The 17,013-nt window shown below is 74.8% G+C and carries 12 protein-coding genes; 11 read left to right on the top strand and 1 reads right to left on the bottom strand.

The genetic code is table 11. The annotated features are described in order from the left end of the window. The 11 genes from HN013_RS24985 to HN013_RS25035 form a co-directional block, all read left to right on the top strand. On the top strand, positions 1-2,851 hold a 2,851-nt coding region (locus HN013_RS24985; RefSeq protein WP_171169970.1), incomplete at its 5' end, for an HNH endonuclease signature motif containing protein. Positions 2,852-2,876: 25 nt separating this feature from the next. Then, entirely contained in the window at positions 2,877-3,542 is a 666-nt protein-coding gene (locus HN013_RS24990) for a hypothetical protein (RefSeq protein WP_171169972.1), read from the top strand. Further along, on the top strand, positions 3,539-3,862 hold the full coding sequence (locus tag HN013_RS24995; protein ID WP_171169973.1) for a hypothetical protein: 324 nt from the start codon (positions 3,539-3,541) through the stop codon (positions 3,860-3,862). Before HN013_RS24990 ends, HN013_RS24995 begins: the two co-directional genes overlap by 4 nt. Then, positions 3,849-4,967, top strand: coding sequence for a hypothetical protein (locus HN013_RS25000; protein WP_171169975.1), 1,119 nt, complete (start codon positions 3,849-3,851; stop codon positions 4,965-4,967). Before HN013_RS24995 ends, HN013_RS25000 begins: the two co-directional genes overlap by 14 nt. Beyond that, a complete protein-coding gene (locus tag HN013_RS25005) occupies positions 4,964-5,473 on the top strand; it encodes a phage baseplate assembly protein V (RefSeq protein ID WP_171169977.1) in 510 nt (169 codons plus the stop codon). The genes HN013_RS25000 and HN013_RS25005 overlap by 4 nt, the downstream gene beginning before the upstream one ends. Before the next feature lie 64 nt (positions 5,474-5,537). Next, the gene (locus HN013_RS25010) at positions 5,538-5,870 is read left to right on the top strand and encodes a hypothetical protein (RefSeq protein WP_171169979.1); all 333 of its coding nucleotides are present in this window, start codon (positions 5,538-5,540) and stop codon (positions 5,868-5,870) included. Continuing rightward, complete coding sequence (locus HN013_RS33740; protein WP_212764784.1) at positions 5,867-6,241, top strand: GPW/gp25 family protein; 375 nt, start codon at positions 5,867-5,869, stop codon at positions 6,239-6,241. Before HN013_RS25010 ends, HN013_RS33740 begins: the two co-directional genes overlap by 4 nt. After that, positions 6,238-8,778: a baseplate J/gp47 family protein gene (locus HN013_RS25020; RefSeq protein WP_171169980.1), complete on the top strand. Its 2,541-nt coding sequence runs from the start codon at positions 6,238-6,240 to the stop codon at positions 8,776-8,778. Before HN013_RS33740 ends, HN013_RS25020 begins: the two co-directional genes overlap by 4 nt. Beyond that, complete coding sequence (locus HN013_RS25025) at positions 8,775-11,366, top strand: baseplate J/gp47 family protein (RefSeq protein ID WP_171169982.1); 2,592 nt, start codon at positions 8,775-8,777, stop codon at positions 11,364-11,366. The genes HN013_RS25020 and HN013_RS25025 overlap by 4 nt, the downstream gene beginning before the upstream one ends. Continuing rightward, positions 11,363-13,843, top strand: coding sequence for a hypothetical protein (locus HN013_RS25030; protein WP_171169984.1), 2,481 nt, complete (start codon positions 11,363-11,365; stop codon positions 13,841-13,843). Before HN013_RS25025 ends, HN013_RS25030 begins: the two co-directional genes overlap by 4 nt. Continuing rightward, positions 13,840-16,338: a DUF6519 domain-containing protein gene (locus tag HN013_RS25035; RefSeq protein ID WP_171169986.1), complete on the top strand. Its 2,499-nt coding sequence runs from the start codon at positions 13,840-13,842 to the stop codon at positions 16,336-16,338. The genes HN013_RS25030 and HN013_RS25035 overlap by 4 nt, the downstream gene beginning before the upstream one ends. Here HN013_RS25035 and HN013_RS25040 read toward each other — a convergent pair. Next, a complete protein-coding gene (locus tag HN013_RS25040) occupies positions 16,317-16,940 on the bottom strand; it encodes an ABATE domain-containing protein (RefSeq protein WP_171169988.1) in 624 nt (207 codons plus the stop codon). The genes HN013_RS25035 and HN013_RS25040 overlap by 22 nt on opposite strands. Positions 16,941-17,013: the final 73 nt, after the last annotated feature.

Below are 17,013 nucleotides of genomic sequence, written 5' to 3' on the forward strand. Positions count from 1 at the left end.
CGGCCGGGGCGCCGCCCCGCCCCCGCCCGTCCCGGCGAGCGCCCCCGGCCCGGCGGCCGTCCCGAAGGAGGCGGCCGCCCAGCCGGCGACGGCGACGGGCCCGGCGCTCCGTCTGCCGCCCGGGATGAACGTGGTCGTCGACGAGCCGAGGGGCATCGGCACGACCGAACTGGTCGTCGAGGTACCGCAGTTCACCCTGCCCGCCGAGAAGGGCGCCGGTGCCTGGGTGCAGAAGGCGTACGACGATGCCGCGGCCGGCAAGCGCCTGGTCTTCACTCCCCTCTTCGTGGGCGACGCGACCGCGAGCTACGAGTCGGTCGCCGCGTACAAGGAGGGCGGCGAGAAGTACAAGGATGTGTGGCTGGGCGCCTTCGGCTTCCCGACGACGAAGAAGCTCGCCGACGCCGTCACGGCGGCCGCCGCCGACAACGAGAAGGTCCGGGCGAAACTCGCCGATCCGGCCGTCAAGGAGGTCGTGACGGGCCTGGGCACGGGCCTCCTGCAGGCGAAGTGCGACGTCGACCACATCGTCGAGAAGCAGCTGGGCGGAACCTCGATCCCCTCGAACCTCCAGTTGCTCACGAGTTCCAAGAACCAGGCCTCCGGCCGGGAGACCTACCAGGCCCTCGTCGACCTCGTGCGGCAGATCCGCGATCCCGCCATGCGCGGGCCCGGCGTCCGCAGGCTGCAGATCCGCATCTCCAGGGCGACGGTTCCCACGGGGCAGCCCGACGCCAGCTTCGAGATCGAGAACCTGCTGCGCTCCGGGGCCGTGCGCGGCTCGGACGCGGAGAAGGCCAAGTCGGACGGAAAGCCCGTCGCCCTGTCGGCCGGCGGGCAGGGCGAGACGGTGCGCGTGCGGGACACGGGCGATACACCGCTGGACATGCTCGCCCGGCGCATCGTGCCGGGCATGCGCATCCAGACCTACCGGCGCGCCAAGGCGGGGGCCAAGTCCCCGGAGGACACCGTGCTGGGCACACTCGACAGCCGCGCCGTGTCGGCCACCAAGGGCGACTCGGCGATCACCCTCACCGCGGAGCTGGTGCCCGCGACGGCCCCCGCCCCCACGACGGCCGGACCGGGGGGCGCCGCGGATCCCACTCAGGGGCCGCCGGGCGAGGCCCGCAGGCTGCGGCTCGAAGCGGAGAAGAACAAGAAGATCGCGTTCTTCTACCCGTATCTGAGCCGGGGCGAGCTGACGCGGATCGCGCTCGACGACCGGGGCGATCTCAGCGGCGAAGGGGTGATCCACTCCTCGGTGCCGTTCCTGGGCAAGCTCAATGTCGTCTACGCCAAGGACGAGCTCGCCCTGGTGGCTCCGATCCCCGCGGCCAAACTGGTCTCCCCCCTGCCCGCGGCCTTCCGGTTCACCGGCGGCGAACTGGCGCTGCGGCTCTCCCCGACGCTGGTGCCCAGCGGAACGCTCACGTTCTCGGTCGGCCCGGCCGCCAAGCCCGTCCTGCTCGGCACGCTCGCCGTGACCGTGCAGAACGGAGCACTGGCCGCCACCGGTGATCTGACCCCCGCGGGCAGGCTCCCGGGCGTCGACGCGGCGGCGGGACGTGTCGTGTGGAATTCCGAGAGCGGATGGTCCGGCAAGCTCACGGCGAACACGGCCTCCCTGCCCCGTTTCGGTGCGGACGTCGAGATCGGCTTCACCACGGCGTCCGGCAGGTTCGCGCCCTACGCGACCGGGGCGATCACCACGACGATCCGCGGCTCCCAGCTCCGGCTGGGCGCCCGCTGGGACGGGCGGGCCCTCTCGTACACGGGGTCGGTGACGGTCGCCAAGCCCCTGCCGCTGGTGGACTCGGTGCGGCTCTCCGGGGGGTACGGCCAGGGCGGCCTGTCCCTGCAGGGCGACGCCGAGGTCGTCTGGAAGCAGTTCAAGGCCACGATGAACGTCCGCTACAACCAGGCGGAGGAGGAGCAGGAGGGCCGTTTCTCGGGCACGGCGACGATCGCCGTCAGGACCGCGAAGGCCGACGGCTCCATCGGGCTCGGCTTCGACGAGGAGGGCCGGTACTGGGGCAAGGGCAGCGTCGGCTACCAGGTCACCAAGGACCTGCGGCCCGTTCTCGGCGTCGAGATCACCAAGGACCGGCGGGTCAGGCTCTCCGGCCAGGTCGCCGTCGGCGACATCGTCCTGGTGCGCAAGTGGCCGTCCCCGCAGGGCGGGACGGTGCCCCTGCTCAAGGGCGTCGGGGTGAAGTTCTCCTTCCCCACCCCGGTCCCGGCCGTGACCGCCTTCATCGAACTGCGCGGCTCGCTGCAACTGGGCTACGGCGTGGGGCCCGTCGTGCTGCGGGGGGTGGTGTTCAAGGGCGAGCTCTACCCGTTCGAGGACGATCCCCAGGTCGCGGCCAGGCTCACCGGGGCCTTCGTGGTGCCGGCCTACGCGGAACTGGTGGGCACCTTCGGCGCCTACATCGGGGCCGAGGTCGCGCTCGGGGCCGTCGGGGCCAAGGGCGGCATCGACATCGTCCCGTCGCTGCGCATCGAGGGCGAGGGCGGCATCGCGATCGCCGCGGACTACGACAAGGACGGGTTCGCGTTCGACGCCGAGGCGTACGCCAAGGGCCGGCTGACGGCCGGGGTCAAGGTGCTGCTGGCGGCCGAACTCTACGCCGCGTGGGGCGTGTTCTCGCACCGCTGGACCTATGAGGTGGCCAGTGTCTCGGCGCAGCTCGGGCCCGAGCTCAAACTCACCCTCGGGCGGGTCGCCTACGCCAAGGACGGCCGGATCACCTGGCCGAGCCTGTCCCAGATCAAGGTCGAGCCCGAGTCCATCGACCCCGTGCAGGTCATCCGGGACATGCTCGGCCGCGGCACGGCGACCCAGACATGACGCGGGTGCGGAGAGGAGGAGCGCGATGACGGTGGTTCCAGGGTTTCCCGGCTCGCCCCGGACGGTGCGCGGCGGTTTCGTCGTCATGGACGCCGACGGGCGCGCGGCCGTGCGCACCGTCCCGTTCCAGTACAACCCCGAGACGCTGACCCGGACGCTGACCGCGCGGGGCGCGGCCGTCGATTCGGGCGACCGGCTGGAGGCGCTCCGGCTGGTCGGGCCACCGGTGGAGACCCTGAAGCTGGAGATCGCCCTCGACGCGACCGACCGGCTGGAGAAGCCCGGTGAGCATCCCGAGACCGTCGCCGAGGGCATCGCCGCGGACCTCGCCGAGCTGGAGACCATGATCTCGCCGGCCACGGCCGATCTGGTGGCCGCCGAGGCGCTGGCCGGGAGGGGGACGCTGGAGATCCTTCCGCTCCCTTCCCCGCTGCTGCTGCTCGTGCTGGGCGCCGACCGCACGCTGCCGGTGCGGATCACCGAGTTCACCGTCACGGAGGAGGCGTTCGACACGCGGCTCAACCCGATCCTCGCCCGCGTCGGTCTGGGGCTGCGCGTGCTGTCGTCCGCGGATCTTCCGATGGGCTCGACGGGCGCCGAGCTCTTCCTCACCGCCGCCCGCCGCCGTGAGCGGCTCGCCGGCCGGCGCGGGGCCGACGTCCGGGCCCTCGGACTGTCGAGGCTGCCGTGACCGCCGCGCCGTTCCCGCCGAACAGCCGCTACTTCGGGGTGCCCGTCGTCAGCCGCACCGGCGACGACGGAACCACGGAGGTGTATCTGGCGCGCCGGATCCTGCCCGCGCCGGACCGTCATGTCCCGCTCGGGCACCGCCGGATCGCCGGCGGCGAGCGGCCCGACACCCTCGCCCACGACGCCTACGGGGACCCCGCTCTCTGGTGGCGCGTCGTCGACGCCGACGGCGCGGCCGACCCGGCCCGGCTGACCGACGCCGAGGGCCGGCTCGTCATGATCCCGCTCCCCCTGGAGATCACCGGCCATGGCCCTGCTTAGCTCCGTCACGCTGACCGTCCTGATGGGGCCGGTCGCCGTCGCCCCCGCGCCGAAGGCGGTGATCGACGCCCTGGACGGCGCCACGGTGACCCAGGCGGTGGGGTCGCGCTCGGGGTTCCAGCTGAGCTTCACCTACTCCAAGACGTCGCCGATCGCCACGTCCCTGCTGCCCACGGGCTTCTTCGACCCGATGGTGCGCGTCGTGCTCGTGGCGACGCTGCGGGGCGTGCCGAAGGTGCTCGCCGACGGGCCGGTCAAGCGCCAGGACGTCACCGCCACCGGCCGCCCGGGCGAGCACCGCCTGGTCGTCACCGGCGAGGACGTCTCCGGGTACATGGACGTGCTCGACGCCACCGGCTTCGTGTTCCCGGGGATGCCGCCCTTCGCCCGGGTGGCGCTGATGATGGCCAAGTACGCGGCGTTCGGTGTCGTGCCGGTGACGGTCCCCCCACCGTTCCAGCCGGTGACGAGCGCGGTGGAGAAGTTCGCCCACCAGCAGGGGACGGACTTCGCGTACGCCACGAAGCTGGCGAAGGACGCCGGTCACGAGTTCTATGTGACGCCCGGTCCCGCGCCCGGCGTGAACACGGCCTACTGGGGGCCGCAGGTCCGGGCCGGCGCGGTGCAGCCGGCGCTGACCGTCGACATGGACACCGCGTCGAACCTCGACGGCATGAGCTTCTCCGCCGACGGGAACGCCGCCGTCCTGCCGTACGGGCACGTGAAGGTCGCGAACTTCTCCGTGCCCGTGCCGGTCCCGGACGTCGCGCTGCTCAAACCGCCGCTCGCGGCCCGGCCGTTGGTGCCGACACGGACGAAGCCGCTGGAGACCGACCGGATGGGGCTGCCGGAGGCCCTGATGACGCTGCTGGCCGGACGCGGCGCGGCGGACCCGGTGACCGCGACCGGGACGATGGACCTGGCCCGCTACGGGCGCCCCCTCGACGCCCGTTCCCTGGTCGGGGTGCGCGGCGCGGGACGGGCGCACGACGGGCTGTGGTTCGTGCGTTCGGTGACGCACACGCTGGGGCGGGGCAGTTGGAAGCAGGCGTTCCAGCTCGCGCGGGACGGTCTGGTGTCGAACGTGCCGGAGGTGACGCCATGACGTCCGGGCCGAAGTACTTCGGGAAGTACCGCGCCACCGTCCTCAACACCGCCGATCCCCTCGTGCAGGGCCGGATCCAGGTGCAGCTCTCCGACCGGTACGGGCTGTTCCCCTCGACGTGGGCGCTGCCCGCCGTCCCGTTCGCGGCCAAGGGCACCGCGGGGATCATCGCGCTGCCGCAGACCGGCAGCATGGTGTGGGTCGAGTTCGAGGCCGGCGATCCCGACTGCCCCATCTGGACGGGGGCGTTCTGGCCCGAGCCGGCCGGTGCCCCGCTACTGGCGATGGCCGGCACTCCGGCCACGCCGAACATCCATCTCCAGACCACGACCGGTGTCTCGGTGACCCTGTCCGACATGCCCGCGGCCCAGCTCCAGGTGCTCACCCCGGCCGGGGCGTCGATCGTCGTCGGGGCCGCCGGGATCAGCATCAGCAACGGGCAGGCGTCCATCGTGCTCTCCGGCCCTTCGGTGATCATCAACGGGGGTGCGCTCGTGGTGACTTGAGAGCCAGTGACGGCCACTCGTCCGCCCCCTCTCCCCCATCCATCCGCAGCGGAAGGAGCCCCCGATGCCCGGGGCCGTCCTGCACGCCGGAGCGACCGTGACCTGCCCGCACGGCGCACCGCTCACCATCGTCGCCGCCGGCCCCCGGGTCACGGTGTCCGGTTCCACCGCGGCCGTCGTCACGGACCAGGGCTTCGTCACGGGCTGTCCGTTCACGGTGCCCCCGAAGCCCCAGCCCTGCGTCAGCACCAGGTGGCTCGCCGGGGCGGCCCGGGTGACCGCCTCGGGCCACCCGCTGCTGGTCAGCCCGGCCGGGGCGCTCTGCCTGTCGGCGGAGCGGATCCCGGCCGGTCCGCCGGTCGTCTCCGGCACCCAGACCCGGGTGGTCGCGACGTGAGCCGGCTCGCCTTCCCGTTCGCCGTCACCGCGCTCGGCCGCTCCGCCACGGTGGCGTACGGCAGTGACGCGCATGTGCGGCAGATGCTCGAACTGCTCGTGCTCACCCTGCCGGGGGAACGCGTGATGCGGCCCGAACTCGGCAGTCCCGCACAGCAGTTGGTGTTCGGACCGCAGAGCGGTCCCACCGCGGTCGCGCTCGGCGCCGCCCTGCAGTCCACGATCCAGCAGTGGCTGGGCGGCGTGCTCACCGTCCGGGACGTGGCCGTCGAGGTCACCGACGATTCCGGAGCGGTCGAGATCGTCGTCACCTACGAGGTCCGTTCGAGCGGATCGGCCGACGAGGTGCGGCTGCGGAAGGACCGCGTATGACCGGTGCCCGCTACCACTGCCGTGACGAACGCCGGAGGGCCGTGCTCGCCCGGTCCGGGCCGGCGGACATGTCCGGGATCGACTACGTGGAGGTCCACCGGGGCAGCACGGTCGACCAGCCCACGCTGATCGACGTCGTCCTGGTGAAGCCGCTCCCCCTGCCCCAGGCCGGGCTGACCGGGGACCAGATCGCCCTCACCGGCGGGGTGCGTTTCCCGGCACCGCGGGTGGATCCCGTCGTCACGGCGGCACCGGGCGGGACGCGGGTGTCGCGGTACACGGTCACGGTGCCCGGCGGCCAGCCGGTCGACTTCTCGACGTACCGGCTCGCGATCGTCGCCGGACCGGGCGCGGACACCCCGCCCCTCTTCATCGATCCCCGGCTGTCCGCGGTCGACCTCTCGTTCGCCGTGGACTGCTTCGACGACGGCGACTGCGCGCCCGGCGGCCGCGGGCCGGCGGCGCCCGTGCCGCCGGACCCGCGCTTCGACTACCGCACCCGCGACTGGGAGGGCTTCCGGCGCCTGATGCTCGACCGGATGTCGGTGCTCGTCCCGGGTTTCCGCGAGGACGACCCGGTCGACCTGACGACGACGCTCGTCGAGGCCCTGGCGTACCGCGCCGACCAGCAGAGCTACACCCTCGACTGGGTCGGGACGGAGGCGTTCCTGGACACCGCGCGCACCCGCGCCTCGGTGACCCGCCACGCCCGGCTGCTGGACTACACACCGGGCGAGGGCGCCTCCGCGCGCACCTTCGTCGCCGTGTCCCTCGAACCGCCCGGCACGGCGGGGGACGGCTACGAGCTGCGCGCGAGCACCCCGGTGCTGCCCCGCTCGCCGGCGCTGCCCCCCGTCGTCGCGGCGACGGCCTATCCGGAGGCGCTGGCGTCGTCGCCGGCCGTCTTCGAGACGCTCGCTCCCCTCCGGTTGTGGAAGTGGCGCAACGAGATCGCCCTGCACACCTGGGGGGACGAGCGGTGCACGCTGCCCGCCGGGGCGACCGCGGTGACACTCGTGGACGGCGGCACGGGCGCCACCGTGCCCCTCCCGGGCGGCGGCGAGGCCACCGACCGGCTCGCCCCGGGCGACTTCCTGCTCCTGGCCGAGACCGCGGCCCCCGACACCGGGCGCGCCGAGGACGCCGATCCGGGGCACCGGCACATCGTCCGGCTGACCCGGGTGACGACGACCGAGGACGTCCTCGCCCCCGGCACGCGCCTGCTCGACGTCGAGTGGGACGAGGCCGACGCGCTGCCGTTCGACCTGCCGGTCACCGCCGAGGTGCCGCGGCCGTCCGGCCCGGCCCGGCGGGTCGTCTGCGCCGCGGCGCGGGGCAACCTGGTGCTCGCCGAGCACGGCGCCACCCTGCCGCCGCCGTCGCACCTGGGCCTGCCGTCGTCGGCCGCCGAGGCGCTGACGCCGCGGCTGTCTCCGTCCGGCCCGCGGGCGGGGACGGCCTGGCGCCCGTCCGTGACCGGCGGCATCGGGCCGCCGGCCCGGATCGCGCGGCATCTTCCCGACGGTCCCGGACGGCCGTCGGCCTCCGCCCTCCTGACGGTCGATCAGGTCCGGTGCATGCCGGCGATCGCGCTCCACGACACGTTCGCGACGTGGACCGTCCGGCGCGACCTCCTGGCGAGCGGCCGGTTCTCCCGGGACTTCGTCGTCGAGACCGGGCCGGACGGGCGTCCGGTTCTGCGGTTCGGCGACGGCACCCACGGTCTCGCGCCGGCGGTGGGGGACTCCCTCGGGGTCGGCGGCCGGTTCGGCACGGGACCGGTCGGCAATCTCGGTCCGGACACGCTGGGCCACGTCGTCCTGCCCGCCGCCGAGGGCGGCACGCCGGTCGTGTCGGTGACCAACCCGGTGCCGGCGTCGGGGGGCGCGGCGCCCGAGGACGACGCCGCGGTCCGGGCGGCGGCCCCGCAGGCCTTCCGCCGCCAGGAGCGTGCCGTGACCCCGGCGGACTACGCCGAGGCGGCGCGCCGCTTCCCCGGCGTGGCCGACGCCGTCGCCGTCCCGCGCTGGACCGGCGCCTGGCGGACGGTGCTCGTGCACGTCGACCGCCGGGGCGGGGCGGATGTCGACGCGGCCTTCCGGGCGGGTCTGGTCGAGCATCTGGAGTCGTTCCGGCTCGCCGGGTTCGATGTGGCGGTGCGCGGCGCCCTCGCCGTCCCGCTCGACATCGGCCTGGCGGTCTGCGCGGCACCGGACGTGCCGCGCGGCGAGGTGGGGCGCCGGGTCCGCGCGGCGCTGCTGCCCGCCGGAAGCGGCGGTGGCCCGGGGTTCTTCCATCCGGACCGGTTCACCTTCGGCACGCCCCTGTACCTGTCGGCGCTCCTCGCCGCCGTCATGGCCGTCCCCGGGGTGCGGAGCGTCGAACCCCTGGTGTTCCAGCGCTACGGCCGCCTCGCCCAGGGCGAGTTGGGCCGCGGGGTGATCCGGCCCGCGACGGCCGAGGTCCTCGAACTGCACGACGATCCGAGCTTTCCGGAGCGCGGACGGCTGCGGATCAGCGCCGGAGGTGGCCGATGAGCCGCGCGTGCGGCTGCGACGGGGCGGGAAGGGCGTCGTGCGCGGGAACTCCCGCCCGGCTGCCCGGCGATCCGGCCCGCTTCCGGTACGGCGCGATCCTGGAGCGGTTGCTCGACCGGATCTCCCGGGCCCGGGCCTTCGACGGCCGGCCGCTGGCCACGCTCGGCCGGTCGCCCGACGATCCCGCCGTCGCCCTGCTCGCCGCGGCGGCCGGCGCGCACCACGTCCTGGGGTGGACGCTCCACCGGCTCGCCGTCGACTCCACGCTGCCCGGCACCGAGGACCGCGCCGCGCTGGTCCGGCTGACCGGCATGCTCGGGCACGTGCCGCGGCCGGCGATCGCCGCCGAGGCCCTGCTGGCGTTCCGGGTCGGTACGCTCCCGGGCGCGCCGGACGTGGTGACGGTCCCCCGGGGACTCAGGGTGGGCACGGTGCCCGAACAGGGCGAACTGCCCGTGACCTTCGAGACGGACGCCGCCGTCGAGGCCCGCGGCGCGTGGAACGCGCTGCCGCCGCTGCGCGCGCTCGCCCTGCCGCCGGTATCGGAGGAGACCACGAGCGTCGAGGTCGAGGGCATCACCCTGGGGGCCAGGGCCGGCGACCGGGTGCTCGTCCACGCGGGGACCGACGCGGGCATGCCGTCCTGGCTCCTGGCCCGGGTCACGGACGTGGACGTCGCCGCGTCCGCCGAGCCCGCCCGTACCGTGCTCACGCTCTCCGGGGGGCGGCTGCTCTCCGTGGACGCCGCTCTGACGGAGCCCTCGGGGCCGGGCACGGTGATCCTCCTCGGGCAGCGGGCCCAGGCGTTCGGCGCGACCGCGCCGGACATCACGTTCATGCCGGACGCGGTACGGATCGAGCACGGCAAGCCGGTGCCGGGCTCGAAGCAGCTGCCGACCGAGTGGGCCGACTTCGTCATGGGCACCCTGTCCGACGACGACGGCCTCTGGCACATCCACCTCGACACCGTGCACCCGCAGGCCGCGCCGGACCGCGTCGTGGTCCTGGAGGCCGCCTCCGCGGACCCGCCGGTCGGCGTGGCGCGCGTCCTCGCCGTACGGGAGACCGCCCGGACGGACTTCGGGCTCTCCGCGCGGTGCACCCTGATCACCCTCCACCCCGACCTGTACGAGACGTTCAACGACAAGGTCCGCGAAACGGTCATCCATGGGGAGACGGCACGCGGGACGCTCCTCGCGCACCTCCAGGAGCGCGTGCTGCCGGTCACCGATCCGGGGCCCGACGGCGAGCCCGCGCCACCGCAGCACCCCGGCTTCCCCCCGCAGAACCTTCCCGACCGGTTCTACCTCGCCGGGAGGCCGGCCCTGCCACCCGGACGGCGGGTGATCCTCACCGGGCGGACGGCCGGCGGCAGGACGGTCTCCGAGGCGGCCACGGTCCTCCGGGTGGAACACCACAACGGCGGCGCGCCGGAACAGCGGGCGACGCTGGTGGTGTTCGACGCGGACCTGGCGGGCCGCTGGACGGACGCCACGTTGACCGTGCTCGGCAACGTCGTACCGTCCTCGCACGCGCTGACGCCCGCCACGGGCGCCGAGACCGTGGGGTCCGGCGACCCGGCGGCCGTCCTGCCGCGCTTCCCGCTCGGGCAGTCGCCGCTCGCCCATGTGGCCGCGCCGGGGCCTCGCGGGTACGCCCCGGCGATCGAGGCCCGGGTCGACGACCGCCGTTACGAGCCCGCCGACACGCTGTACGGCGAAGGGCCCGACAGCCACCGGTTCCAGGTCACCGAGCGGCCCGACGGCGGGTTCGAGCTGCGGTTCGCCGGGCGGCTGCCCAGCGGGACCGGCAACGTCGCCGCCCGCTACCGCGTCGGCGGCGGGTCGGCGGGGAACCTTCCGGTCGGCCGGCTGTCGCAGATCGTCACCCCGGTGAGCGGTGTGGACTCCGTGACCAATCCCCTGGCCGCGGAGGGCGGCAGCGACGCCGAGACGACCGAGGAGCTGCGCACCGCCGCGCCGAGGGCGGTCCGGACGCTGGACCGGGTGGTGTCCCTGGCGGACTTCGAGGCGTTCGCCCAGGCGTACCGGGGCGTCGGCAAGGCATCGGCCGTCGAACTCCGGGCGGGGGCGCGGCGGTTCGTGTGCCTCACGGTCGCCACCACCTCCCTCGCGCCGCCGGCCCCGGGCTCGGACCTGGTGGCCGGCCTGCACGCCGCGCTCGTCGCGGCGGCGCCGCCGGGGACTCGCCTGCGGATCGCGGGCTTCGTCGACCTGCCGATGACCGTGGCACTGGCCCTCGCCTCCGACCCGGACCTGCCCCGGCCCCGCGTGGAGGCCGCCGTGCGTGCCGCCCTCGTCCGCGGCTTCGGCAGACCGGCCCGGCCGTTCGGCACCGCCGTGCACCGCTCGCAGATCACCGCCGCCGCGCAGGGCGTCCCCGGCGTCAGGGCCGTGCTCCTCACCCGCTTCTCCGCGCCGGGCGTCACACCGGACGCCGCGGGGCGGCTGCCCTGCCCCGGGCCGGTCATGGTGACCGGCCCGGGTCCCGGCCCGGCCCGGCTGGAACCGGCGCGGCTGCTGTCCGTCGCCGGAGCCGACATCACGTTCACGGAGTTGACCGTATGAGTGTGCCTACCACGGTGGGCGGCGGGACCGACCTGCCGGAGACCCGCGTCGAGGCGGTCGCCGAGGCCCTGTACGGCCTGCTGCCGGCCCATGTGCGCCAGGCGGATCTCGCCGCGGGCGGGGCCCTGCGGGCGCTGTGCGGGGTGCTGGGGCCGGCGAGCGCCGAGATCGACGCCGAGATCGAGGCGTGGTACGACGCGCTGTTCGTCGAGACGGCCGGGGAGGCGGCGCTCGCCGCGATCGCCGCTCTCGTCGCCGCGCCTCCGACGCGTCCCGTCCCGGGTGGGGCCGGTACCGGCCGTCGCGCGTTCGTGGCCAACACGATCCGCTACCGGCGGGGCAAGGGAACGGCCCGGGTCGTCGAGGCGATGGCCGGCGACGTCACCGGCCTGGCCGCGGTCGCGGTCGAGTACCACCGGCGGCTGGCCCGCTGCGCGCACCTGCTGGACGTGCGTCCGGACCGCCCGGCCACCGCCGCCCTCACCCCGGGCGGGTCCGCGTCGTCGGCCGGGAGCGCCTTCGACCGGCTGCCCCGCCTGCTCGACGTCCGGCGCGTCGACGGGGCGTCCCCCGGCCGGCCCGCCGGACGGCACGCGCCGGCCGCCGTCGGCGTCCATCTGCTGCGGCCGTCGGTGGCGCGGTTCCCCGCCCCCGCGGGGGACACCGTGCCGGCCGCGGACATGGCGGGCGTTCCGCGGGCCCGGCCGTGGACGGTCGGCGGGACCGCGCCGCCGGGATACTTCCAGCTGGCCCAGCAACCGGGCGCCGTACTGCGCCTGTTCAACCCGGACCGCCGGGCCCGCGCCGTCGGCTCCCGGCTCCGGGAGGCCGACCTGCCCGACCGGCTGAGCCGCCTGCCCCTGCACCTGGAGACCGCGGAACTGCGCGCCGCCGCGCTGGAGAAACGGCCGCCGCGGCTGCCCGGCCGCCCCTGGTTCGACGGCGCCGACGAACCGTTCACGGTCTTCCTCCGGCGGGACGGCGAGACGGCCTTCCGGCGCGTCCCACCGGCCGAGGTCCGGATCGCCGACCTGGAGTCCCCGCCGGCTCCCCCGGGCGCCCGGGTCGCCCCCGAGGTGACGCACACGTGGTACGAGCCCGGGGCCGCGAAGCCGGAGCGCCGGAGCGGCACGCATCCCGTCGCGTGCGCCGTCGACCCCGTGACCGGCCGCGTCGTCGTGGCCGGGGTACCCGGGCCGGACGTCGCCGAGGTGCGGGTGGCCTGTGCCACGGCCGCCGGCCGGGCCGTCGGAGCCGGTGCCCAGGACCGCAACGCCCCGGACCGGCCGTTCGACGTGCGGAGCACCGGCGAGACGAGGGATCTGGTCTGGGTCGTCGATCCCACCGCCGGGGCCGGTGGTTCCCCGGAGACGTCGGGCCGTACCGTCGCCACGCTCGCGGACGCCCTCGCCGGGGTCGCGTCCCAGGGGGCGGGCCACCGCAGCATCGTCGTCCTGGCCCGCTGCGACCTGGAGGCCGCGCCCGCCGGCTCGGCCACGCTCGACGTGACGGTGCCCCCCGCGTCCGAGGTGCACCTTGTGGCCGCGCAGTGGCGGCGGCCGAGGGTGCTGCCCGGCGCGGACCCCGACCCCGCCCTGCGCGGGTTCGTCGTCCGGCGGGAACGGCGCTGCACGGTGGACGCGCCGGCGCGGGTGCTGCGCGGGCCGGGGGAGGCCGGGGCGCCGGCCGGCCGGCTCGTGCTCGACGGCCTCGAACTCACCGGCGGTCTGCGCCTCGGCGCGGACGCGGTGTCCGAACTCGACCTGCGGTACGTGACGTTGCGCGCCCCGGGCGGCGTCGCCGTGGGCGCGGACGGCGACCTCACCGCCGTCCGGATCGGCGTGGACCACGCGGTCTGCGGCCCGCTGCGGATCGGGGACTCGGACACCGCGGTGAGTGGCGAACTGCTGGTCACCGACAGTGTCGTGACGGCGGACGGCGCGGCGGGCCCGGCTCTCGCCGCGCCGGGCCTCGACGTCGCGCTGCGCGACGTCACCGTGCTCGGGACGTCGTCCGTACGCTCCCTCACCGCGACGAACGCCGTGTTCGCGGAGGCCGTGACGGTCACGCGCCGCCAGACCGGCTGTGTGCGCCACAGCTTCGTACCGCACGGCTCCGCGGTACCGCGCCAGTTCCGCTGTCAGCCGTCCCTCGCCCTGGCGGCGGCCGAGGAGGCCGCGGGCCGGCCGTTGTCGCCGGACGAGGCCGACGTGGTCCGTTTCGCGAACGAACCCCTCTTCCTGGACACGGCCGCGGACGAGCCGACACTGGCCATGCTGCATCCGCTCTGCCCCGACAGCGTCCGCTCGGGGGGTGAGGGCGACGTCGAGATGGGCGCCTTCGCCCGTGCCGCTTTCGGGATCGCCGTCGCCGACGTGCGGGCCCTCTTCGACGAGTACCTACCGGTCGCCCTGGCGGCCCGAGTCATCGACGACACGCGCTCCGGCGCTGTCGCAGCCCGGAGGAACAGACCATGACCATCCGCAACGACGCCACCCGCCTGACGGTCCGGGCACAGGACGAGCGGCAGCCGCGCTCGGTCGTCGTCCGGCAGGGGCAGGTGCTGCTGGACGCCGACCTCGACGCACAGGGCGGGCACCTGCTCGACCGGGTCGAGACGGAGACCGGCGACGTGCTCGGCTCCGGCGGGCGCCTCGTGGTCCCGGCCGCGTCGGGTGCCTTCTCCGTGACACCGGCGGCCACGCCGGGCGCGTGCGGGATCGGCACGGGGCACGGCTTCCTCGGCGGCTGGCTGGTCGAGAACAGGACCGAGAACTGCCTGGTGGGCAACCAGCCGCACCCCTGGACCGGCACCGCCGCCACGGGCCCGGTGCTCCTCGCGCTCAAGGCGCTCGTCCGGTACGTCGACTCCGTCGAGGAGCCGGCCTACGCCGATCCGGCCCTCGGTGACGCCCAGGCGGCCGGACGTGCCCTGGTCGACTGGCAGGTGTTCCCCTTCGTCCCCGAGGGGGGCTGGGGCCCGGGCCTCGACTGCGCCACGGCCACGGAGCACGCGGACTGGAAGAAGCTCGTCCAGCCGTCGACCGGCACCCTGACGGTGGTCCCCGACCAGGCACCCCCGTCGTCCGATCCGTGCTCGCTCACCCCGCAGGGCGGGTTCTCCCGGCCGGAGAACCTCCTGTACCGGATCGAGGTGCACGGCGGTGTCCCGAACAGCGACCGGCCGGACGCGGACGGCCCGCGGTTCGGCATGGAGGGCCTCACGGTCAAGCTGTCGCGGCGCAACGCGTCCGTCCTGGCCCGGGTCGTGACGGTCGACGGTACGGCCGTCACCGTCGAGCCGCCGGCCCTCGATCCGCTCAACTGGTTCACGGCCGGCGCCTACGCCGAGTTCGTGTCGGAGCACGACGACGTCGACCCCCGCGACGCGGCCCAGGGGCAGCGGCTGTTCCAGGTCGCGCGGGTCACGGACACCGTCGTGACGCTGGAGACCGCCGCGACGGCCCTCGCCGGATCGATCAAGAGCGACACGACGGGCTGGTTCCTGCGGCTGTGGGACGCCTTCCCGAACGGCAAGGGGGTCGCCACCGCCCAGGCGTCGCCCGACGACCCGGACCTCTCCCTCCCCCTCGACCTGGGCGACGGCCTGGCGATCCGCCTCGGCCGGGGCGGCCTCGACATCTTCCGCCGCGGCGACCACTGGACGTTCGCCGCCCGGGCCGACGGGTCGGTCGACTGGCCGGAGGGCCTGCACGAGCGGCCCCACGGCCCGGAGACCCGGTACGCGCCGCTGGCCGCCCTGACCGGCCCGACGACCGCCCGGGACTGCCGGGTACGGGCCGCGACCCTGACCGACCGCGCGCTGCTGTACCGGGGCGGCGACGGCCAGGGGATCCCGGCGCCGGCGGGCGGCGGCTTCGTCACCCTCCCCGGCCGGCTACGGGTCGCGGTGATGCGCGGACGCGTCCCGGTGCCCAGTGCCGTGGTCACCTGGAGCATGCCCGCGGGCGGCATCCCGAGCCGGGTCGGGGGCTCCGCGGTGGACGGGGCGAACAGCTTCACGAGCGAGACGGACGAGAACGGGCTGTGCGAGGTCCCGTGGGCCGTCGACGCGAGCCGTACCGACGAGGACCACCACGTGCAGGCGGTGCTCACCTCGCCCACGGGCACTCCCGAGGGCCCGCCGCTGCTCTTCACGGCCGGCTTCCGGACGGCCGCCGGCACGAGCTACCGGCCCGGTGACTGCGAACTGCTCCAGGGGTCCAAGACGGTGCAGGAGGCGCTCGACGTGCTGTGCGCCAACATGGGCGGTTCCGTGGTGCTCCCGACGCTGCGGCTCGAGTCGATCAATCTGAGCGACCATGACGGGGTATGGAATCTGATCAAGGAAGGCCTCATCCGCAACGGGGCCGAGGTGTCGCACACCGCCTTCGTGGGCGGGATCCACCTGAGCATCTCCATCCCGGATTCCGCGATGCAGTTGAAGACGGCGGCACAGCCGTTCGACCCGCTGATCGAGGTCCATCTGGACCTGCCCTACCCGGTGACGGATCCCGACAAGGTCTACTGGGAGCGGGCATCGGAGTCCGGCGTCCCGTTGGACCCGACCATCACCGCCCCCTTCGGGTTCCACCGGGTGCGGCTGGACGGGACCGTGAAGGTGACGCAGACGACGGGAACCGCCAGACTGCAGTGGACGCCGTCGGAGACGGCCAAGATGTTCCTCGACAGGGCGCCACAGCACCAGTGGGGCAACAAGGCCGTCCTGGACGAATTCGGGACGACCCAATGGCAGCCCGCGGAGACGGTCCCGCCGGTCCTCTGCCTCCTGCGGATCCGATCCGCCCACATCTGGGCCCTTGACCCGAATACGGGCCGCCGGGCGTACCTGAACGCGGAGCACCTGGGGGCCCAAGGCACCGCGACCCATCGTCCACTCGACCTGTCCTGGCGCGATCCGCAACGGGCCGCGGACCTCGACCTGTTCTTCTACCTCAAGGTCAACGGATAGGAACTCTCGCGGCCCGGAGCCGTGCGCCCGTCGGACTCCTGACCCTCCGCCCGCCGCCGCTCCCGCAGGGCGCGGACGCGCCCCCTGCTCGCGCAGGCCGGTGAGGGACACCACCGCCGGCGACCCGTCGGGTTGGCGAAGACGCCGCGGCAGTCGTGTTCCGGGCAGACGGCCAGCGAGGTCCGTTCCGGGCCGGTGAGGTGGTCGACGGCCTGCCGGACGATCCGGGCCAGTGCGGCGCCGGTGTCGGCCGGGGGCTCGCGGAGCAGCCGGCCGGCGACGGTGAGCCGGACCGGGTCGGGCTGCTCGGTGAGGAAGCGGCCGATCTCCGACGCCGCGCCGGCGGGCGGGAGTTCACCTTCCACGACCGCGAGGGCCAGCACGCGAAGGGTCTCGCGGACGGCGTGCGCCTGCCGCACATCGGCCTCGTCGGGGGGCCGGACCGGGGTCAGCTCACTGCGGTCGAACCACTCCCCCAGCCGTTCGGCCGTGGCGATGCGTTCGACCGGCCGGGCGCTGAACGTACGGCCACTGGTCGCCAGCAGGTTGAGCCAGGTCGCGCCGCAGTCGAAGCGGAAGGCCAGGCGGTCCTCTTCACCCATGGCACCCATCGTAACGGTTCATACGTTACATTGGCAGAGTCGCTGTAACGGCTCACCCGTTACGGCGGGGAAA

The sequence above is a fragment of the Streptomyces sp. I05A-00742 genome (assembly GCF_013055795.1).
In the GTDB taxonomy this organism is placed as follows: Bacteria; Actinomycetota; Actinomycetes; order Streptomycetales; family Streptomycetaceae; genus Streptomyces.